Raw genomic sequence first — 19,535 nt, forward strand, 5'->3', positions numbered from 1 at the left:
GTCGGGAGTCTCCGCCTCTTTCGTGGTGCCTCGCACGAGTGGCTTTGCAACGTTGGCGGCTCGCTGCCAGAAAATACGGTATGGCAGACCCGCCGGGCAGACAATTGCCGGACAGACACATGGGGAACTCGATGGCCGATACCGACGATATCCAGGAGCGTATCCGACGCCGCGCCCACGAGTTGTGGGAGAGCGAGGGCCGTCCGCACGGCCGCGACTCCGACCATTGGACCCAGGCCGAGGCGGAAGTCCGCGGCGCCGGTGCGCTGGAGCCGACCGGCAAGGTCGCCGGCTCGCGCAAGAAGACCGCAGGGAAGAGCACCCGTGCCGCCGCCGAATCCCTGTCGGAGGTCGCGAGCACCCCGGCGGAAAGCGCCAAATCCCAAGCGGCCAAGCCTGCGAAGGCCAAGCCGGCCGCCTCCAAGGCGCCTGTCTCCAAGCCGAAGGCCGATGCCGCTCCGGCCGAGCAGGCCGCCTCCGTCAAGGCTCCGGCGAAAGCCAACGCCAAGGCGGCGCCCACCAAATCCACAGCCGCCAAAACTCCGGCTGTAAAGCCCCCGCGCAGCTCGAAGAAGGACGGCGGCAAGAGCGCCACGGCCGGCTGACCCCAGCCTTCCTTGCCGGAACCCAGCGTCGGAACCCAGCGGCCCCGGAGCCGGTTGTCAGGTCATCCCTGCACTCTTCTCCGGAGGACCCGTCATGGCCGGCACGCCGTCGATGGACGACTGCATCCGCAACTGCACCGACTGCCACACGATCTGCCTCGAAACCGTATCGCACTGCCTGACCAAGGGCGGTGCGCATGCGGAGGCCGGACATGTCCGCCTGATGCTGGACTGCGTCGACATCTGCCGCACCAGCGCGGATTTCATGATCCGCGGCTCCCGCTTCCACCATCTGACCTGCGGCGCCTGTGCCGAGATCTGTGCGGCCTGCGCCGGCCAATGCGACCGCATGGCCGACGACGCCATGATGAAGCGCTGCGCCGAGATGTGCCGACGTTGCGCCGAAAGCTGCCGGGCGATGTCGAGCATGGCCGCCTGACAGGAGCGGCGGCCCTACTCCATCACCGCCGCTTCCTTCGGCGCCGGGGCCCCTGCCTTCGGCCGCCGGAGCAGCAGCAGCATCGGGATGACCAGCAGGGCGACATACATCATCAGCTTGAAGTCGTCGATGTAGGCGATCATCGCCGCCTGCTGCGTGACCTGGGCGTTCAGCATCGCCAGCGCCTCGGGCGCGGCGGTGACCTGCTCGGTCATCGCCTGGGAAAAGGGCGTCAAATGCGCGGCCAGGCTGGCGTGGTTGATCTGGGTGTTCTGCGACAGCAGGGTCATCACCACCGAGATGCCGACGCTGCTGCCCAGGTTGCGGACCAGGCTGAACAGGCTGGCGGCGTCGGTGCGAAGCCGCGGCTCCAGCGTGGCGAAGGCGATGGTGCTGAGCGGCACGAACACCAGCCCCAGGCCCAGCCCCTGCACCACGCCGCTGATGATGATCGGCTCGCGGTCCATCACGATGGTGAAACCGGTCATGTACCAGAGCGACCAGCTGGTCAGCAGCACGCCAGCCAGGATCAGCAGCCGCGCATCCACCCTGCGCACCAGCCGGCCGACCATCAGCATCGAGATCATCGTGCCGACGCCGCGCGGCGCCAGCACCAGCCCGGTGGTGACCGTCGGGTAGCCCAGCAGGTTCTGCAGCATCGGCGGCAGCAACGCCATGGTCGCCAGCAGGATCACGCCGATCACGAAGATCAGAACCAGCCCGGTGACGAAATTGCGGTCGCGCAGCAAGGCCGGGTCGATGAAGGGCTCGGTCTTCGTGTTGCCATGGGCGGTGGCGATGTGGATGGCGAAGACCCAGAAGGCGCAGGCGGCCAGCGCCGTCTCGATCCAGATCTCGGTCGCACCGAACCAGTCCAGCTGCTCGCCGCGGTCCAGCAGCATCTGGAAGGCGCCGACCGCCAGACCCAGCATGGCGAAGCCGAAGAAATCGAAGCTGCGGATGCGCCCCTTGGTCTCGTGCAGGAAGACCGCCATGCCGGCGAAGGCCAGCAGCCCGACCGGCAGGTTGATGTAGAAGACCCAGCGCCAGCTGAAGCTGTCGGTCAGCCAGCCGCCCAGCGTCGGCCCGGCAATCGGGCCGACCATGATGCCGGCGCCCCACAGCGCCATCGCCTGCCCGTGCCGCTCCTTCGGGTTGATGTCCAGCAGCACCGACTGCGACAGCGGTACCAGCGCCGCGCCGAAGATGCCCTGCACCAGCCGGAAGGCCACCATCTGGGTCAGGCTGCCGGCAAGCCCGCACAGCACCGACGCCGCGGTGAAGCCCGCCACCGCGATCAGGAACAGCCGCTTGCGCCCGAACCGGTCCGCCATCCAGCCGGTGGCCGGCGTCGCAATGGCCGCCGCGACGATGTAGGAGGTCAGCACCCAGGTGATGGTGTCCTGCGCCGCCCCCAGGCTGCCCTGCATGCTGGGAAGCGCGACGTTGGCGATGGTGGTGTCCAGCACCTGCATGATGGTGGCGAGCATGATCGACACGGTGATCATGCCGCGATGCTTCACCTCATGCGGGGCTGCCGGGGATTGGGGGACGGCCATGGAATGCCTGCCGATGATGGGATGCGTGGTTGCCTTACCGGATCGCCGCGACCGCGTTGCCGATGGCGCCCGGCAACGGCCGGCTGTAGTGGGTGTCGACCTCCACCTCGGCGCTGAGGCCGGTGCGCAGCGGCACGGGTTCGCCCTCCGTCCGGTCGATGCGGAGGCGGACCGGCACCCGCTGCACCACCTTCACCCAGTTGCCGGTGGCGTTCTGGGCAGGCAGGACCGAAAATTCCGATCCGGTGCCGGCGCCGATGCTCTCGACATGGGCGGTCAGGGTGCGGGCGGAATAGGCGTCCAGCACGACCGTCGCGGTCTGGCCGACCGCCATGTGGGTCAGGTCGGTTTCCTTGAAATTGGCCTCGACCCAGCTCGACCCGCTCATCACCAGGCTGACCGACGACAGCCCGACCGAGGCGTATTGCCCGACCAGAAGCCGGTCGGTCTGGCTGACCACGCCGTCGGCCGGCGCCGCCACCACCGTGTGGTCGAGGTCGCGCTGCGCCGATGCCTTCTTTGCCAGCGCCTCCAGCACCGTCGGATGGCGGTCGGTGGGGATGTCGGGATCGCCGCCAAGGGCAGCGCGGGCGCTGATCACCGCCTGTTTCTCCGTGTTCAGATCCTGCTGCGCCGCCATCAGGTCATGGCGCACCGAATCGTAGGTGGCCCGCGCCGCGACGCCGGTCTTCAGCAGATCCTGCTGGCGCTGGAACTCGCGCTGCTCGAAGGAGACCTTCTCTTCCGCCGCGGCCTGCTTGGCCTGCGCCTCGCCCAGATCGGCGCGCAGCTGCTCCACCTTTAGCCGGGCCGAGGCAAGCGCGGCGTCCGCCTGCTGCAAGGCCAGCCGGTAGGGTTCCTCGTCGATGCGGAATAGCAGGTCGCCACGATGGACCGGCTGGTTCTCATGCACCGCCACCTCGACGATGCGGCCGGAGATGTCCGGGCTGATCGTCACCTTGTCCTGCTGGACATAGGCGTTGTCGGTCGAGACATAGCGTCCGCCCACGACATATTCATAGCCGCCGCCGACCGCCACCAGCAGCGGCAGGGCGGCCATCAGCAGCCAGCGGCGCCAGCGCGTCCGTCGGACAGGCTTGGCGGCCGGATTCTGGGCATCGGGGCGGGTATCGGTATCGCGGTCGGTCACGGCGGTCATGGCGGTCGGGTCCCGAAGAAAAAGGCGGGGTCGTCAGGCTTTGGCGGCGATCTTTTGAGCTGCGGTCTTCGCGGGCGGTTCGGCTCGGCGGTCGGAAAGCTTGGCGCGCATGTGGGACAACATCTCGACCAGCATGGCTTCGGCATCGGGCGGCAGGCCGGCGAGCGCCTCCGCATAGAGCCCGGTGGCGAGCGCCCGGCCCTGCTCCAGCACCGCATGCGCCTTCGGCGTCAGGTGCGGCAGCCGGGCGCGCCGGTCGGTCGGATCGGTGCGGCGTTCGATCCAGCCGCCCTCCTCCATGCGGTCGATCTGCCGGCAGAGCGTGATCGGCTCGATCTCCAGCAGGTCGGCCAGCGCCGCCTGCTTGATCCCCTCGTTCCGCGCCAGCGTGGCGATCACCGACCATTGCGGACGGGTCAGGCCGAGATGGCGGGCGCGCTGGTCAAAACGGACGCGCATCAGGCGCGCCGTGTCGGTCAAGACGGCACCCAAACTCATCGAATGGGGATTTGCGGAGCGGTGATCGGTGGGGGAGGACATCGGCATATCATAAGCTTGCTTATCGGTTCATTAAAACTAATAAGCATGCTTATAATCGGCAATCCTCGCGGCGTGCATGGCTGGGCCACGCCGGTGTCGCGCCTCCGACGCCCTGGACAGGATCGCGCCTCTGGCGCGCGCGACAGGAGATTGCTAAGGTGCCCACCCGTTTCGTTCCATTCCTTTCGCCAATTCGCCGAAATCGACCAGCTGAGGACCGATCCATGCCGCACTACCGTTCCCGCACCTCCACCCACGGCCGCAACATGGCGGGCGCGCGCGGCCTGTGGCGGGCAACCGGCATGAAGGACGGCGATTTCGGCAAGCCGATCATCGCCATTGCCAACTCCTTCACCCAGTTCGTTCCCGGCCACGTCCATCTGAAGGATCTGGGCCAGCTGGTGGCGCGCGAGATCGAGAAGGCCGGCGGTGTGGCGAAGGAGTTCAACACCATCGCCGTGGACGACGGCATCGCCATGGGCCATGGCGGCATGCTGTACAGCCTGCCCTCGCGCGAGTTGATCGCCGACGCGGTGGAATACATGGCGAACGCCCATTGCGCCGACGCGCTGGTCTGCATCTCCAACTGCGACAAGATCACGCCCGGCATGCTGATGGCCGCGATGCGCCTGAACATCCCGGCGGTCTTCGTCTCCGGCGGCCCGATGGAGGCCGGCAAGGTCAAGTGGCGCGGCAAGATCAAGTCGGTCGACCTGATCGACGCGATGGTCGCCGCCGCCGACCCGACCGTCTCGGATGAAGAAGCGGCGGAAATGGAGCGCGGCTCCTGCCCGACCTGCGGCTCCTGCTCCGGCATGTTCACCGCCAACTCGATGAACTGCCTGACCGAGGCGCTGGGCCTGTCGCTGCCCGGCAACGGCACCATCCTGGCGACCCACGCCGACCGCAAGGAGCTGTTCCTCGCCGCCGGCCGCATGGCGGTCGACCTCTGCCGCCGCTGGTACCAGGAGGAGGACGCCACCGCCCTGCCGCGCGGCATCGCCACCAAGGAAGCCTTCGAGAACGCGATGACGCTCGACATCGCCATGGGCGGTTCGACCAACACCGTCCTGCACATCCTGGCGGCGGCGCAGGAGGGCGGCATCGATTTCACCATGGAAGACATCGACCGGCTGTCGCGCCGCGTCCCCAACGTCTGCAAGGTCGCTCCCGCCGTGGCCGACGTCCACATCGAGGACGTCCACCGCGCCGGCGGCATCTTCGGCATCCTTGGCGAGCTGGACCGCGCCGGCCTGCTAAACCGCGAGGCCCCCACCGTCCATGCCCCGACGCTGGGCGAGGCGCTGGACCGCTGGGACGTGATGCGCACCCAGGACCAGTCCGTCCACACCCTGTATCGGGCCGCCCCCGGCGGCATCCCGACCGTCGTGCCCTTCAGCCAGGAACGCCGCTGGCCGGAACTGGACCTCGACCGCGAGAAGGGCGTGATCCGTAAGGCCGAGAACGCCTTCAGCCAGGACGGCGGCCTCGCCGTGCTGTACGGCAACATCGCGGAGAACGGCTGCATCGTGAAGACGGCGGGCGTCGACGCCTCCAACCTCGTCTTCGCCGGCCCGGCCCGCGTCTTCGAAAGCCAGGACGACGCCGTCGCCGGCATCCTGGGCGACGTGGTCAAGGCTGGCGAGGTGGTGGTCATCCGCTACGAGGGCCCGCGCGGCGGGCCCGGCATGCAGGAAATGCTGTACCCGACCAGCTATCTGAAGTCGAAGGGGCTGGGCAAGGCCTGCGCGCTGGTGACCGACGGCCGCTTCTCCGGCGGCACATCCGGCCTGTCGATCGGCCACGTCTCTCCGGAAGCGGCCCAGGGTGGCGCCATCGGGTTGGTGCAGGACGGCGACCGCATCGAGATTGACATTCCCAACCGCATCATCCGTCTCGCCGTCGACGCCCAGGAGATGCAGCGCCGCCGCGACGCGATGAACGCCAAGGGCATGGATGCCTGGAAGCCGGTCAACCGCGACCGTCTGGTTTCCCCGGCGCTCCGCGCCTATGCCGCCCTGACCACCAGCGCCGACCGCGGCGCCGTGCGTGACGTGACCCAGGTGGAGAACATCGCCGTCCGCCGCTGACATGGCTTAGGCGACGGGCGCCGACAGCGCCGCAATCAGGCACAACGGACATTCATCACAAGTAACAATCAAAGCGCCGCGCAAGTCGCGGCGCTTTCTTTTTGCCAGGAATTACATACACAGATATGTTACTTTCCGTTGGCGGGAAAATCTTCGGGTGTCGCATCGCTCGGATGTTCGCAAAATTCGAAATGCATGCTCTAATATGCCAACGCGAATTCCGCGAGGGGGGCGGACGTGGCGGACACCATGTTGGGCGCAGCGACGGACGAAGGCCGTCCCTGGCAGGAGGCATCTCGCCTGCCGGGCGATAAGCCGCGCGAACGCAAGGTCGTCACGGCGATGTTCGTCGACATCGTCCGTTCCTCCGCCATGGTGGCAGGCCGCGATCCCGAGGATGCGGACGATCTGCTCCTTTCGATCCTGAACCGTGTGACGGAGGCCGTGCCGCGCTTCGAAGGCACGGTGACCCAGATGCTGGGTGACGGCTTCCTGGCGACCTTCGGCGCCCCCGGCGCCAAGGAGGACCATGCGCTGCGCGCCTGCCTTGCCGCCCAGGACATCCTCAGCGCCACCCGCGACGAACAGGGGCGGCCTCTCTTCCACATCCGCATCGGCATCAGTTCGGGTGACGTCGTCGCCCATGTGGTGACCAATGGCCTGTGGACCGACTATCGCGCGGTCGGCGAGTGCGTGCATATGGCCGCCAAGCTGCAGCAGCGCGCGGCTTCCGACACCGCGCAGCTCAGCCGGGACACGCTGGACCTGATCCCGGTCGGGGTGGCGGCGCGCCCGATGGGAAGCCTGCGCCTGTCCGACGAGGTGGAGCCGATGCCGGCTTTCCTGCTCGACGGGGCGCGTGCCGTCCGCCGCACCGCCACCGACCTGCTGTCCGCCACCGACGCCCCGCATGTCGGCCGGGAGGAGGAGGTGGCGACCCTGTTCGCCATCGCCGATTCGGTGGAGGCCGGGGCACCCGCCCAGCTTCTGCTGCAGGGAGAGGCCGGAATCGGCAAGTCCCGCCTCGTCGGCGAGTTCCTGCGCGACCCACGCAGCCGGCGCTGGACCCTGCTGCAATGGCCGCAGATGCCGATCCGCCGGCTGGCCGATCCCGACGACCTTGAGGCAGTGGCGCTGAGTCTGGCCGAACAGGTGGCCGGCTGCGCCAGCGAGGAAGGCATCGGCTGGGTCTGCGAAGCGGCACGCCGCCGGTCCGGCTCGCTGGCCGGCGATGCCGTTCGCGCGCTGTTCGGCCGGCCCGGGCAGGATCCGCTGTGGAGCGGCCTGGACGCGGCGCAACGCCTGTCCTTGGGCATCGAAGGTCTGGTGGGAGCGACGCTGGAACTGGCGACACCGCTCGGAACCGGCGGTGGAAGCGACTCGGGGGATAGGACGGCGAGTGGGGCAGTGGGCCGACCGCTGCTGGTGCTGGTGGAGGACGCCCATTGGGCCCGACCGGTGATGGTGCGACTGCTGGACCGGCTGGCCCAAGCGCTGCCGGGGTCGAGGGCCCGGCTGCTGCTGCTCGCCACCCGGCGGCCCCCCCCGCTGGGACCGGAGTCGGAGGAGCGGGGCTGGAGCGGCCGTCCGGGCGCGCGCCACATCGATCTGGGCATGCTGTCGCCGGATCAGGTGCAGAGTTTCCTGGCCCACTGGCTCGGCCCCGACTGGTCGCTGGTGGAACTGAAAGCCCAGGTCGCCAGCCGCTGCCAGGGCGTTCCGCTCTATCTGGAGGAGGTTCTGCGCACGCTTGAGGCGTCGAACGCCATCGAGGGCACGCCAGGCGCCTACCGGCTGATCGATCCGCTGGTGGTCCACAAGCTGCCGCGCACGCTTCATGCCCTGCTGGCCGAGCGCATGGACATGATGACGCTGGAGCGGCGCCGGCTGCTGATGAATGCCGCCGTGATCGGCACCACCTTCGACGTCGGGCTGCTCCAGGCGCTGACCGGATTGCCCACGCCGGTCCTGTCCGACTCCCTGGCCTATCTGGAGCGCGCCGGCTTCGTGCTGCGCACCCGTCTGCTGCCCAATCTGGAATATTCCTTCAAGCATGCACTGATCCAGGAAGTCGCCTACGCCACCCTGACCAAGTCCGACCGCCGGGCGCTGCATGCCCGCGTGCTGGAGGCGTTGCGCCATCGCCGCGACCACGACCTGCCGAACCGCCTCGACCTACTGGCCCACCATGCCTTCATGGCGGAGAACTGGCCGGCCGCGCACCTGTTTGGCCGGCGGGCGGGCGAACGGGCCGAGGGCCGCTCCAAACTTGAGGACTCCAGCCGGCATTACGCCAACGCCCTGGCCGCGGTGCGGCATCTGCCGGATCATCCAAGGAACACGGCGCGTCAGATCGATCTGCTGATCGCGCTTCCGCGGTCGCTGCTGCCGCGTGGGTCGATGGGTGTGGACGACCACCTGCAACGGGCCATCGCCATGGCGCGGGAGTCGGACGACCGCATCCGCTATGCCCGCGCCTGCTCGATGCTGGCGTCGTTCCTGTGGACCTTCGGCGATCTGGATCAGGGGCTGGCACTTTGCCGGGACGGCTTGTCCGCGCTGGACGAGCGGGACGACCGCCGCACCCGCGTCCAGCTTCTGTTCCGGCTGGGCGGCCTGCAAACGGACAAGGGGCTTTTCGTCGACGCCCTGGAAACGTTCGAGCTTGGCGCTGCCATGCTCACCACATCCCGCCCGCACGACCGCTACGGACTGGCAACCGTCGCACAGGTGCATATGGGCAGCATCGCGGCACGCTGCCTTGCCCAACTGGGACGGGCCGAAGAGGCGGTGGAGGCCGGTCGCCGGTCGGTCGAGATCGCCGAGGAAAGCAATCACCTTTTCTCGAGACTGTTTGCCCTGACGCATCTGGGATGGACGCAGATCATCTGCGGGCATTTAAAAGACAGCGTCCCTGCATTCGAAACCGCATTGTCCATCGGGCACGCCATACACGCTCCGCTGCTGCTGCCGCTGGTTATGGGCGGCATCGGATATGCGTCGGTCCTGACGGGAAACCGGGAGGCCGGTTTCGCGATGTTCGATCGCAGCTTCGCGCTTTTCCACCAGCAGGGGGCGATTCGGGGCAAGCCGCATCCGCTAGGATGGTTGCCTCATGTCCAGATCTGGTATGCGGATGCCCTAGAATCTGTAGGAAAGCGCGTGGAAGCGCTCAAAATGGCGCATGTGGCCTTGGAAACCGCGCTGCTGACGACCCAAATCTCAAGCCAAGCACGTGCTAGGGAATTGCTGAGCCGCCTGAATGGAAGGAAAATATCCTCTCAAATTAACGAGAAAGTTTTTCTTTGAGATCCACTTAAGCGGCTTCAATTCCACGAAAATATTCCAGCACAAAAGTGCGGATTGTAGAGCTGAGTGCGGCTGTCTTCAGGCGCTTTTCCTCCAACTCAGCACACAACTGCTGTGTCGGCTTTCCTTCCATTCTAGCAATAGCATCCAGCCCTTCCCAGACCGCTTTTTCAAGGCGCAATCTAGATCTTGCTCCGTTCATGAAAACGACACGGTCGGAGAGCTGCGGCCAAACCATCAGGTCTTCGAGGTCGGCGGAGCCGTGACCGGATGCGATACTACCGCGCTTCTTGTTGGTGGCTCGCAGCATGTTCGTTTCTCCACTCAATCCGTCACCGCTCGTCACACCTGATACCCCGCCCGCCCCAGTCATGAAGTGAAAAACTTCACAGACCGAACCCGTTCGAATCCTAAGAATTGGCGGCATCAGCAAGCCAGATAGGAGTTCATTCGAAATGTCGCTCTCCATCTCCCAGTCGTCGATGATCCGTGGCGCCGACGGTCGCCTGTATGCCGTGTCCGCTCAGGGCGTCACGGAAATTGCCGAGATCCAGGCCTCGACCGCCCGGAATCTGGTCCGCTCGGGTGACCGCAGCACCTTCGATGCCGCCGATCACGAGGCCGGCCGCTTCAGCATCACCCCGGGCGCCTGATCGGGATCCCGGTTCCGGTTTTTGGACCGTGGCCACCAGCACCGATGAGGTGCTGACCGGCCACGGACCCGGGAACAGGATGCCTCTTCGATTTCCCTCCGCCCCGGATCAGCCGCGATGCCCTTCGATCTGCTCGATATCAAAGCCTCCGTTTCGGATGCGGTGAAGGCCCATACGGTCGGCACCCACCGGGTCGTGGCACCCGAACAGACCCTGGCGCGGGTCGCCCCGTTCCTGCCGATCATGGGGATCACCCGGGTCGCAAACGTCACCGGGCTGGATGCCGTCGGCATTCCGGTGGTGATGGTGACACGGCCGAATTCGCGCTCCATCTCGGTGTCGCAGGGCAAGGGGGTGACGCTCGCCGCAGCCAAGGCGTCGGGGGTCATGGAGTCGATCGAGAGCTACCACGCCGAACGCATCACCCTGCCGCTGAAGTTCGCCAGCTTCGAAGAGCTGCGCTGGACCCATCCGGTGGTGGACGTCGACCGCCTGCCCCGGCTGTCGACCGGAAGCTTCAATCCCCACAGCCCCATCCTGTGGATCGAGGGTCAGGACTTGCTGAACGGCGGCCCGAAATGGGTGCCGTTCGAAATGGTCCACCTGAATTTCACCGTGCCGATGGCCCCCGGCCACGGCGCCTTCCTGGCCGGCTCCAACGGCCTGGCATCCGGCAACCACAAGGTCGAGGCGATCAGCCACGCCGTCACCGAACTGGTGGAGCGCGACGCGACCACCCTGTGGCGCCTGCAGGATCCCGCAGCCCAGGCGGCGACCCGCATCGACCTGGACAGCATCGACGATCCGGTCTGCCACTCGCTCATAGACCGCTTCGAGGCGGCTGGCGTCGCCGTCGGCGTGTGGGAGACCACAAGCGACGTCGGCCTGCCCGCTTTCCTCTGCCGCATCGTCGAGCGGGAGGAACTGCCCCAGCATTCCATCCGCCCGGCCACCGGCATGGGCTGCCACGTGGCACGCGAGATCGCCCTGTCCCGCGCCCTGACCGAGGCGGCGCAGAGCCGCCTGACCTTCATCGCCGGCGCCCGCGACGACATGCCCCGTGCCGAGTATGAGCGCCACCTCGACCCCGCCCACCATGCCCGCTGGAAGGCGATGATCGTGGAGGGCGCCGGCAGGCGGCCCTTCCACCACTGCCCGACCGGCGCCGCCCCCACCATCGAGGCCGATCTCGCCCATCAGCTCGATAGGCTGCGCGCCGCCGGCATCGAGGAGGCGGTGGCGGTGGACCTGACCAAGCCGGAGTTCGGCATCCCGGTCGTCCGTGTCGTCGTGCCCGGACTGGAGGGTGCCGACGAATCCCCCGATTACCTGCTGGGTGAACGCGGCCTGCGCGCTCTCGGCAGCCAAGCCATGGAGAAGGCGGCATGAGCGGCGTCTATGTCTTTCTGGGCCCCACCCTGCCGCGCGAGGATGCGGCGCTGGAGCTGGACGCCACCTATCTGCCGCCGGTCGCCCAGGGCGACGTTCTGCGGCTGTGCGCTGAAAAGCCGGCGGCCATCGGCATCATCGACGGCTTTTTCGAAAGCGTGCCGTCGGTCTGGCACAAGGAAATCCTCTACGCCATCCACGCCGGTATTCCGGTGTTCGGCGCCTCCAGCATGGGCGCCCTGCGCGCGGCAGAACTGTATCCCTTCGGCATGATCGGAGTCGGCGCCATCTTCGAGGCCTTCCGCGACGGCCGGCTGGAGGACGACGACGAGGTGGCGGTGATTCACGGCCCGGCCGAGCTGGGCTACACCTCCCTGTCGGAGGCGATGGTCAACATCCGCCGCACCCTATCCGACGCGGTCGCCGACCGGGTGCTGACCGCCGGGACGGCCCTGCGCCTGGAGTCCATCGCCAAGGAGCTGCCTTACCGCGAGCGCGGCTATGGCCGGATGCTGCGGCTGGGCGGCGACATCGCTCTGCCGGTTTCCGAACTGGCGGCTTTTCGCGGCTGGCTGCCGCAGGGTCGCTTCGACCAGAAGCGCGAGGACGCCAAGGCGATGCTGCGCACCATGGCACGCCGGCTGGGCCGCGCGACGAGCGATGACGCGACGACCGAAGCCCATTTCCATTTCGAACACACCGTCCTGTGGGAGCGTGCCCTGCGCGATGCGGCACCGCTCGCGATGTAAGCGCGTTTTGGCTAGACTGATCGCGCCGGGGTGGCGATGACCGCTAGCCCGGCGCGAAACTGTGTCTGGACGGACGGATGAACGCGCCTGTGGATGTCGCATCGGTTCTGAGGCGCAACCGGCTGCTCGGGGAACTCGATCCCGAGCAGATGGCCGAGATGGTGACTCTGGGCCGCATGGCACGCTTTGATGCCGACCAGATCATCTTCGACAAGGGCGACCCCGGCGACAGCCTGTTCGCCGTGCTGAAGGGCCAGATCGCCATCCGCACCTCCTCGGCGGATGGCAAGACCATGCTGCTGAACATCCTGGAAGCCGGCGATGTCCTGGGTGAGATCGGGCTGATCGACGGCCGGGAGCGGACCGCCGCCGCGGTCGCCCTGCGGCCGGTCGAGCTGTTCCGGATCGACCGCGCCGACTTCATCCCGTTCCTGGAGCGCCACCCGCGCCTCTGCACCCGCATGATGATCGTCCTTTGCGACCGGCTGCGCTGGGTGTCGGAGAACATCGAGGACGCCGTGTTCCACGATGTTCCACGCAGGCTCGCGCGCCGGCTGCTGCTGCTGTCGGACAGTTACGGGCAGGATACTTCCGCCGGCCGACGGCTGACTTTGCCCCTGTCCCAGGAAGCATTGGCGAACATGCTGGGCGTCACCCGTGAAATGGTGAACAAGTGTCTTGGCGCCCTGCGCAGAACCGGAACAGTGACATATGCCAAAGGTTTTATCGTCATCAACGATCTGGCTTTGCTCAAGGACATGGCCGGGGATCCGGAACGCACCCCCTAGGGGGAATCCTTACATGCCTAAAGTTTTGTTCCCAAAACCCGTTGTGGTCGCGTTATAGTGTTCATGCGTTGGGGGCAATCGCACGGGTAGCACGAGGGCATACGAACATGTCGAGCGTTGGGGACAGCAAATCTCGCGTCGATCAATCTACAGGTGCCGCTTCTCTGGCCTCTCGCACGCTGAAATTGTCTGGACGTGACGTTTCGATCCGGCTTGAGCCTTCCTACTGGGAGGGGCTGGAGGAGATCTGCCGGCGGGAAGTTATGACGGTGGACGAGTTGTGCGACGATGTCCGCGACCGCATGGAACAGCAGGCCCGCCATTCATCCCGGTCAGGCGTCTCCCTTGCGAACGCCCTGCGCGTGTTCGTTGTCGGCTATTTCCGGCAGGCGGCGACCGAACGCGGTCATGCCCGCGCCGGCCATGGACAGGGCCGCCCCTTCATTGCGACGCCCTTCGACACGGTTCCGGCCACCAGCGACACCTGAAACCGGAAAGAAGCAGCCCCGGAAACGGAGCTTTCGATCCGCTCCCGGGACGCTTCGGTGCACGTTCAGCCCAAGCCGCTTTAAAGCCGCTTGGGCCGACGCTCCATTTACTGAGCGGTCCAGCCGCCATCCATGGTCAGAGCCGCGCCGCGCATGTTGCCGGCAGCCTCGGAGCACAGGAACACCGCCAGCTCGCCCAGCTGTTCCGGCGTGACGAAGGATTTGGACGGCTGCTTCTCGCTGAGCAGTTCGCGGCCGGCCTCCTCCACCGACAGGCCGCGCGTGGCGGCCAGCGCGTCGATCTGCTTCTGCACCAGCGGCGTCAGCACCCAGCCCGGGCAGATGGCATTGCAGGTGATGTTGGTCTCCGCCAGTTCCAGCGCCGTCACCTTGGTCAGGCCGATCACGCCATGCTTGGCGGCGACATAGGCCGACTTGTTGACCGAAGCCACCAGCCCATGGACCGAGGCGATGTTGATGACCCGGCCCCAGCCGCGCGCCTTCATGCCCGGCAGGGCGGCGCGTGTGCCGTGGAAGACGGCCGACAGGTTGATGGCGATCACCGCGTCCCAGCGCTCCACCGGGAAGGCATCGACCGACGCCACATGCTGGATGCCGGCATTGTTGACCAGTACGTCCAGCCGGCCATAGGCCGCCTCGGTGGCGGCGACCATCGCCTCGATCTCCTCGGGCTTCGACATGTCGGCGCCGTTGTGAGCGACGCGCACGCCGAACTCCTTGGACAGCGACTGGCACAGCTCGGCGATGTAGCCGGCATCGCCGAAGCCGTTCAGCATCAGGTCGGCACCCTGGCCCGCCAACTGCCGTGCGATCCCAAGGCCGATCCCGCTGGTGGACCCAGTGACGAGCGCAGCCTTCCCCTTCAGATTGGTCATTCTTCTTTATCCTTCGATCGGCATGGAACGGAGGTCCGGGGCGATGATCAGTTCGCACCCGGTGTTGGCGATCACCTGCTCCACCGTGACACCGGGGGCGGTTTCCTTCAAGACGAGGCCGGCGTCGGTCGGCTCGATGACGGCGAGGTCGGTCACCACCAGATCGACCCGGCGGACCGAGGTCAGCGGCAGGGCGCAGCGTTCGACGATCTTCGCCTCGCCCTTGGCGCTGTGCTGCATGGCGACGATCACCCGGCGGGCGCCGGTGACGAGGTCCATCGCGCCGCCCATGCCCGGCACCATCTTGCCCGGCACCATCCAGTTGGCCAGCCGCCCTTCGCGGTCCACCTGCAGGCCGCCCAGCACGGTGACGTCCAGATGGCCGCCGCGGATCAGCCCGAAGGAGAAGGCGCTGTCGAAGGACGCCGCCCCCGGCAGGGCCGAGATGGGCGAGCCGCCGGCATCGGTCAGGTCGTGGTTTTCCGCCCCGGTGATCGGGCCGGACATGCCGACGATGCCATTCTCCGACTGGAAGAACACATGGCGGCCGGGGGGGACATAGCGGGCGACCAGGGTCGGCAGGCCGATGCCCAGGTTGACGAGGTCGCCGTCCATCAGCTCCAGCGCGACGCGCTTGGCGATCAGGGTCTTTTCATCCATGGCTTTCTACTCCCCGATCAGCGCGGCGTTGCGGCGACGATGTAATCGACCAGCACCGACGGCGTCATCACCGCGTCGGGCGGGATGCAGCCGACGGGCAAGATGTCTTCGGCCTCGGCGATCACGGTGGCGCCGGCCATCGCCATCAGCGGGTTGAAGTTGCGGGCGGTCAGCGCGTAGGTGAGGTTGCCGTACAGGTCGGCCTGCTTGGCGGCGACTAGCGCGAAATCGGCCTTGATCGGCATCTCCAGCAGATAGGTGACGCCGTCGATCTCGACCGTGCGCTTGCCCTCCTCCACAATGGTGCCGACGCCGGTGGCGGTCAGAACGCCGCCCAGCCCGACGCCGCCGGCGCGGATGCGCTCGGCCAGCGTGCCCTGCGGCACCAGCTCCACCTCGATGTCGCCGGCGATCATCTGCTTCTGCGTTTCGGGGTTCAGGCCGATGTGGCTGGTGACGACCCGGCGCACCAGCTTCTCCACCACCAGCTTGCCCAGGCCGTTGTTGGGCCGGGCGGTGTCGTTGGCGATGATGGTCAGGTCGCGCTTGCCCTGGCGGATCAACTCGTCCACCAGCCGGTTGGGGCCGCCGACGGCCATGAAGCCGCCGATCAGCAGGGACGCCCCATCGGGAATGCGCGCGACGGCGTCCTCCAGGGAAATGAGCTTGTTCTTCATGATCAGACGATCCCGGTCAGGTAGTAGACGGCGATCACGAAGAAGACCGCCAGCGTCTTGATGCAGGTGACGGCGAAGATGTCGCCGTAGGATTGCCGGTGCGTCAAGCCGGTGACGCCCAGCAGGGTGATGACGGCGCCATTGTGCGGCAAGGTGTCCATGCCGCCGCTGGCCATGGAGGCGACGCGGTGCAGGACCTCCATCGGGATGCCGGCGGTATTGGCGGCGGTGATGAACTGGTCGGCCATGGCCGCCAGCGCGATGCTCATGCCGCCCGACGCCGATCCGGTGATGCCGGCCAGCGCGGTGACGGTCACCGCCTCGTTCACCAGCGGGTTGGGAATGGCGGCCAGAGCGTCACGGATCACCAGGAAGCCCGGCAGCGCCGCGATCACCGCACCGAAGCCGTATTCCGACGCCGTGTTCATCGAGGCAAGCAACGAACCGCCGATGGCGGCCTTGGTGCCTTCGGCGAAGCGCTGGGACACCGGCTTCCAGGCAAAGGCCAGCACCAGCAGGATACCGCAGAGCAGCGCCCCTTCCACCGCCCAGATGCCGGCGACGGCAGAGACCTGTGTCACCAGCGGCTTGGCGCCGGGGGTCAGTGCCACCTCATTCGTGGCGCCGTAGACGCTGGGGATCGCCATGGTGAACAGCTTGTTCAGCACGCCGACGGCGACCAGCGGCGACAGCGCCAGGATCGGGTTCGGCAGCGCCTCGGACGCTACGGCTTCCGGCTCGTTGGTGTGGCCGCTGCCATAGCCCTCGCCGCGCGCGATGGCCGAACGGACGCGCCATTCCAGATACAGCAGGCCAATCACCAGAATGAAGACCGAACCGATCAGACCCAGCCAGGGAGCGGCATAGGCGTCGGTCTTGAAGAAGGTGGTGGGGATGATGTTCTGGATCTGCGGCGTGCCCGGCAGCGCGTCCATGGTGACGGTGAAGGCGCCGAGCGCGATCACGCCGGGGATCAGGCGCTTGGGGATGTCGCCCTGCCGGAACATCTCGGCCGCGAAGGGATAGACGGCGAAGACCACGACGAACAGCGACACGCCGCCGTAGGTCAGCAGCAGGCAGACCAGGACGATGGAGGTCACCGCACGCTCGCGCCCGACCAGCTTGATCACGGCGGAGACGATCGACTTGGAGAAGCCGGACAGCTCGATCACCTTGCCGAACACCGCGCCCAGCAGGAAGACCGGGAAGTACAGCTTCACGAAGCCGACCATCTTGTCCATGAACAGGCCGGTGAAGATCGGCGGCACCGCGGACGGGTCGGTCAGCAGCACGGCCCCCAGCGCCGCCACCGGTGCGAAGAGGATGACGCTGAAGCCCCGGTAGGCGACCAGCATGAGGAACGCGAGCGCTCCCAGGCAGATCAGGAAACTCATTTGGACGATGCTCCCTCGGTTATTCTTTTCCGACGCTTGGCGTCTGGAGTGTCGTTTTCGCGATTCACGGATGAAGCAGAGTGCGGAGCCGGGCCATGCCGGCGTCGTAGAGGTCGCGGACGAACCGTTCGGCCTCCGCCTCCGTCCCCTCTTGCAGGTGGGAGGCGTAGGGATGGAAGGTGGCGGTCCAGTGAAGCACGGCCTGCCCCTCCCCATCGGCCCGCAGGCGGATTTGCGCCAGCAGGTCGGCGACCGGATACGGCCCCTCGATCACCGCATAGGTGTAGGCGTCGTCGACCCGGCTGACATGTTCCAGCCGGTGGACGACCGGCGAGCCGTCGTAAAGCCGCAGGCGCCTGAGCGCACCCTTCTCCGTCCCGTCCACGGTCATGGAAACCGCGCCGGGATACCACTCACCGACAGCGCCATCCCACCGCACCAGCGGCCACACGCGGCGCGCCGGGACAGGCAGAAGGGTTGTTGCGGTGACAAGCGGCATCGCGGCGTTCTTTCCTAGAAAATCCTGGGCCTGGAAATCCCGAGACGGGTGCATGAATCCGTATGAGCAAGGGCTATGCCAGGACGGCCTTGACAGGGTGTCGCAGGCGAAACCTTTGGAATAGCGGACTTTTTGCAGCGCACACTAAAATCGCCTCGTCCCGGTACTTCTCTTTTTCGAGATTATCGGTTGAAAGTCTGTCTCATTTTCAAGATTAAATCTTCTTTTCGAGACGACGCTTCGAAGCGTGACGATCAGGGCGGCGGGTGGTTGAGCGGACCTGCGGAATGCCGCTTGACCTTCCCGTTGCTGGAAGGTGCAGCCTTTCCAGATCATCCGCACCCCCAAGGGAGAGGTTCCATGCTGACGTTGAAGGTTTCCGGAATGACCTGCGGCCATTGCGCCCAGACCGTGACCAAGGCCGTAGAGGCACTACCCACCGTGGAACGCGCCCTGGTCGACCTGAAGGCCGGCGAAGTCGCGATCGAAGGCAGCGCTGACGAATCCGCCATCCGCCAAGCCATCGAGGATGCTGGCTATGAGGTACAAGGCCGGGCGTGAAAGGTCATCACAAAAAAGAAAATGGGCGCCGGACCAGTATGGCCGACGCCCATTCTCGGTGACGTTTTTCCCGGAAGGTTCTTTGAAGGTCGTTTTATTTGGTCAGGATCAGCTTGTTGGCGCGGGTCACACGCAGGCGGTAGCTCTGCCCGGCGTGCTGGATCACGATCTCGCGGCTGCCCGACATCAGGCGGCCGGATTCGACCACCGGCAGGGATGCGGCGAAGGAAGCGGGAACGGAGACGGCGCTGTCGTGCATGGCGAGTCTTTCTTGCTGGACGGACGTTGCGGTTGGCGATGTCCGGGCGTGAACCCTGGACAGGACCCTAACCCTGCCCGCTGTCAATTGCAAGTCATTCTCATTCGCTTTTGAAAATTGGCATCCTTGTCCCAGGATCAGTCCCGAACCGCGCGGCGGACCGCCCAGCGCAGCCCCACCACCAGCAGCTTGTTGTATTCGTTGACCAGCAGGTTGGCGGTGCCGGGCCACATCCACCAGTCGTCGAGATGGACGGTGGGGGCGACGACGGGATGGGGAACCAGCTCGACATCGGGCATCGCCATCGACAGCTCCAGCAGGCTGCGGCGCATGTGATAGTTGGCCGTCACCAGCCGCAGCGACCGGAATCCCTGGTCGCGCATCCAGTCGGCCGTCTCATAGGCGTTGCCGATGGTGCTGTCGGCGGAATAGCCCAGCGTGATGCAGCACTCCATTTCGGTCGGGGAGTGGCGGGACAGCTTCAGCAGTTCCTGCACATCCACCCCGTCATAGACGCCGGAGACGAACAGCTTCCTCGCGCGTCCGGCGGCGAGCAGTTCCAGCCCGGTGCCCAGCCGGTGGCTGCCGCCGGTCAGCACGACGATGGCGTCGGTCGGACGGTCGGCATCGGCGCCGCTGGGGGACGAGCGCGGCACGTCGGCCGCATACCAGAACAGCCCGCCCAGCCAGGCGGCCGCCAGCACCAGCATGCCGGCGATCACATGCGCAATCGCCCGCGCCATCATTCCGCCGCCGCGCCGCCGGTGACCGTGGCTCATCATGGTGCCGCCCAACCCCCGGTCCTATTCGTGGCCCCACTC

General features: G+C 66.6%; 21 protein-coding genes. 10 read left to right on the plus strand and 11 right to left on the minus strand.

Going from position 1 to position 19,535, the window contains the following annotated elements:
• The first annotated feature begins 131 nt into the window (after window positions 1–131).
• The gene (locus ABNQ38_RS35775) at window positions 132–605 is read left to right on the plus strand and encodes a DUF2934 domain-containing protein (RefSeq protein WP_377811715.1); all 474 of its coding nucleotides are present in this window, start codon (window positions 132–134) and stop codon (window positions 603–605) included.
• 94 nt (window positions 606–699) lie between these two features.
• The gene (locus ABNQ38_RS35780) at window positions 700–1,044 is read left to right on the plus strand and encodes a four-helix bundle copper-binding protein (RefSeq protein ID WP_376966317.1); all 345 of its coding nucleotides are present in this window, start codon (window positions 700–702) and stop codon (window positions 1,042–1,044) included.
• A 14-nt stretch (window positions 1,045–1,058) separates the two neighbouring features.
• Here ABNQ38_RS35780 and ABNQ38_RS35785 read toward each other — a convergent pair whose 3' ends face one another.
• Genes ABNQ38_RS35785 through ABNQ38_RS35795 form a run of 3 tightly spaced genes read right to left on the minus strand, consistent with a single transcriptional unit; the run spans window position 1,059 to window position 4,242 of the window.
• Window positions 1,059–2,603, minus strand: coding sequence for a DHA2 family efflux MFS transporter permease subunit (locus ABNQ38_RS35785; protein ID WP_377811716.1), 1,545 nt, complete (start codon window positions 2,601–2,603; stop codon window positions 1,059–1,061).
• Window positions 2,604–2,637: 34 nt separating this feature from the next.
• Window positions 2,638–3,762: a biotin/lipoyl-binding protein gene (locus tag ABNQ38_RS35790; protein WP_377811717.1), complete on the minus strand. Its 1,125-nt coding sequence runs from the start codon at window positions 3,760–3,762 to the stop codon at window positions 2,638–2,640.
• A 33-nt stretch (window positions 3,763–3,795) separates the two neighbouring features.
• Window positions 3,796–4,242 (minus strand): MarR family winged helix-turn-helix transcriptional regulator, encoded by a 447-nt coding sequence (locus ABNQ38_RS35795; protein ID WP_377811718.1) that lies wholly within the window; start codon window positions 4,240–4,242, stop codon window positions 3,796–3,798.
• A 284-nt stretch (window positions 4,243–4,526) separates the two neighbouring features.
• On the opposite strand from ABNQ38_RS35795, the gene ilvD reads away from it, so the two are divergent.
• Both ilvD and ABNQ38_RS35805 read left to right on the plus strand, forming a co-directional pair.
• Entirely contained in the window at window positions 4,527–6,392 is a 1,866-nt protein-coding gene (ilvD, locus tag ABNQ38_RS35800) for a dihydroxy-acid dehydratase (protein WP_377811719.1), read from the plus strand.
• Window positions 6,393–6,629: 237 nt separating this feature from the next.
• A complete protein-coding gene (locus ABNQ38_RS35805) occupies window positions 6,630–9,701 on the plus strand; it encodes an ATP-binding protein (protein WP_377811720.1) in 3,072 nt (1,023 codons plus the stop codon).
• 7 nt (window positions 9,702–9,708) lie between these two features.
• Here ABNQ38_RS35805 and ABNQ38_RS35810 read toward each other — a convergent pair whose 3' ends face one another.
• On the minus strand, window positions 9,709–10,011 hold the full coding sequence (locus ABNQ38_RS35810) for a ribbon-helix-helix domain-containing protein (RefSeq protein WP_377811721.1): 303 nt from the start codon (window positions 10,009–10,011) through the stop codon (window positions 9,709–9,711).
• A 145-nt stretch (window positions 10,012–10,156) separates the two neighbouring features.
• Between ABNQ38_RS35810 and ABNQ38_RS35815 the strand changes: the two genes are divergently transcribed.
• The 5 genes from ABNQ38_RS35815 (at window position 10,157) to ABNQ38_RS35835 (ending at window position 13,768) form a co-directional block, all read left to right on the plus strand.
• The gene (locus ABNQ38_RS35815; RefSeq protein WP_098735841.1) at window positions 10,157–10,354 is read left to right on the plus strand and encodes a hypothetical protein; all 198 of its coding nucleotides are present in this window, start codon (window positions 10,157–10,159) and stop codon (window positions 10,352–10,354) included.
• Window positions 10,355–10,471: 117 nt separating this feature from the next.
• The gene (locus tag ABNQ38_RS35820) at window positions 10,472–11,743 is read left to right on the plus strand and encodes a YcaO-like family protein (protein WP_377811722.1); all 1,272 of its coding nucleotides are present in this window, start codon (window positions 10,472–10,474) and stop codon (window positions 11,741–11,743) included.
• Window positions 11,740–12,492, plus strand: coding sequence for a TfuA-like protein (locus tag ABNQ38_RS35825; protein WP_377811723.1), 753 nt, complete (start codon window positions 11,740–11,742; stop codon window positions 12,490–12,492). The genes ABNQ38_RS35820 and ABNQ38_RS35825 overlap by 4 nt, the downstream gene beginning before the upstream one ends.
• Window positions 12,493–12,569: 77 nt before the next feature.
• Entirely contained in the window at window positions 12,570–13,280 is a 711-nt protein-coding gene (locus ABNQ38_RS35830; protein WP_377811724.1) for a Crp/Fnr family transcriptional regulator, read from the plus strand.
• A gap of 107 nt (window positions 13,281–13,387) precedes the next feature.
• Window positions 13,388–13,768 (plus strand): ribbon-helix-helix domain-containing protein, encoded by a 381-nt coding sequence (locus ABNQ38_RS35835; protein WP_109048254.1) that lies wholly within the window; start codon window positions 13,388–13,390, stop codon window positions 13,766–13,768.
• Window positions 13,769–13,875: 107 nt separating this feature from the next.
• Here ABNQ38_RS35835 and ABNQ38_RS35840 read toward each other — a convergent pair whose 3' ends face one another.
• The 5 genes from ABNQ38_RS35840 to ABNQ38_RS35860 all read right to left on the minus strand — a co-directional run bounded on the left by ABNQ38_RS35840 (window position 13,876) and on the right by ABNQ38_RS35860 (window position 17,894).
• Complete coding sequence (locus ABNQ38_RS35840; RefSeq protein ID WP_377811725.1) at window positions 13,876–14,664, minus strand: 3-hydroxybutyrate dehydrogenase; 789 nt, start codon at window positions 14,662–14,664, stop codon at window positions 13,876–13,878.
• 6 nt (window positions 14,665–14,670) lie between these two features.
• Window positions 14,671–15,324, minus strand: a complete 654-nt coding sequence (locus ABNQ38_RS35845; RefSeq protein WP_098735836.1) for a 3-oxoacid CoA-transferase subunit B — start codon at window positions 15,322–15,324, stop codon at window positions 14,671–14,673.
• 17 nt (window positions 15,325–15,341) lie between these two features.
• On the minus strand, window positions 15,342–16,001 hold the full coding sequence (locus ABNQ38_RS35850) for a CoA transferase subunit A (protein ID WP_377811726.1): 660 nt from the start codon (window positions 15,999–16,001) through the stop codon (window positions 15,342–15,344).
• Between the two features lie 2 nt (window positions 16,002–16,003).
• Window positions 16,004–17,395 (minus strand): GntP family permease, encoded by a 1,392-nt coding sequence (locus ABNQ38_RS35855; RefSeq protein ID WP_377811727.1) that lies wholly within the window; start codon window positions 17,393–17,395, stop codon window positions 16,004–16,006.
• Between the two features lie 64 nt (window positions 17,396–17,459).
• On the minus strand, window positions 17,460–17,894 hold the full coding sequence (locus tag ABNQ38_RS35860) for an SRPBCC family protein (protein WP_377811728.1): 435 nt from the start codon (window positions 17,892–17,894) through the stop codon (window positions 17,460–17,462).
• Window positions 17,895–18,254: 360 nt separating this feature from the next.
• On the opposite strand from ABNQ38_RS35860, the gene ABNQ38_RS35865 reads away from it, so the two are divergent.
• Window positions 18,255–18,455, plus strand: a complete 201-nt coding sequence (locus tag ABNQ38_RS35865; RefSeq protein ID WP_376966350.1) for a heavy-metal-associated domain-containing protein — start codon at window positions 18,255–18,257, stop codon at window positions 18,453–18,455.
• 94 nt (window positions 18,456–18,549) lie between these two features.
• Here ABNQ38_RS35865 and hemP read toward each other — a convergent pair whose 3' ends face one another.
• The gene (gene hemP, locus ABNQ38_RS35870) at window positions 18,550–18,714 is read right to left on the minus strand and encodes a hemin uptake protein HemP (RefSeq protein WP_098735831.1); all 165 of its coding nucleotides are present in this window, start codon (window positions 18,712–18,714) and stop codon (window positions 18,550–18,552) included.
• A 137-nt stretch (window positions 18,715–18,851) separates the two neighbouring features.
• The gene (locus ABNQ38_RS35875) at window positions 18,852–19,493 is read right to left on the minus strand and encodes a YdcF family protein (protein WP_377811960.1); all 642 of its coding nucleotides are present in this window, start codon (window positions 19,491–19,493) and stop codon (window positions 18,852–18,854) included.
• Between the last annotated feature and the right edge of the window lie 42 nt (window positions 19,494–19,535).

Source organism: Azospirillum sp. A29, assembly GCF_042604625.1.
Lineage (GTDB): Bacteria > Pseudomonadota > Alphaproteobacteria > Azospirillales > Azospirillaceae > Azospirillum > Azospirillum palustre.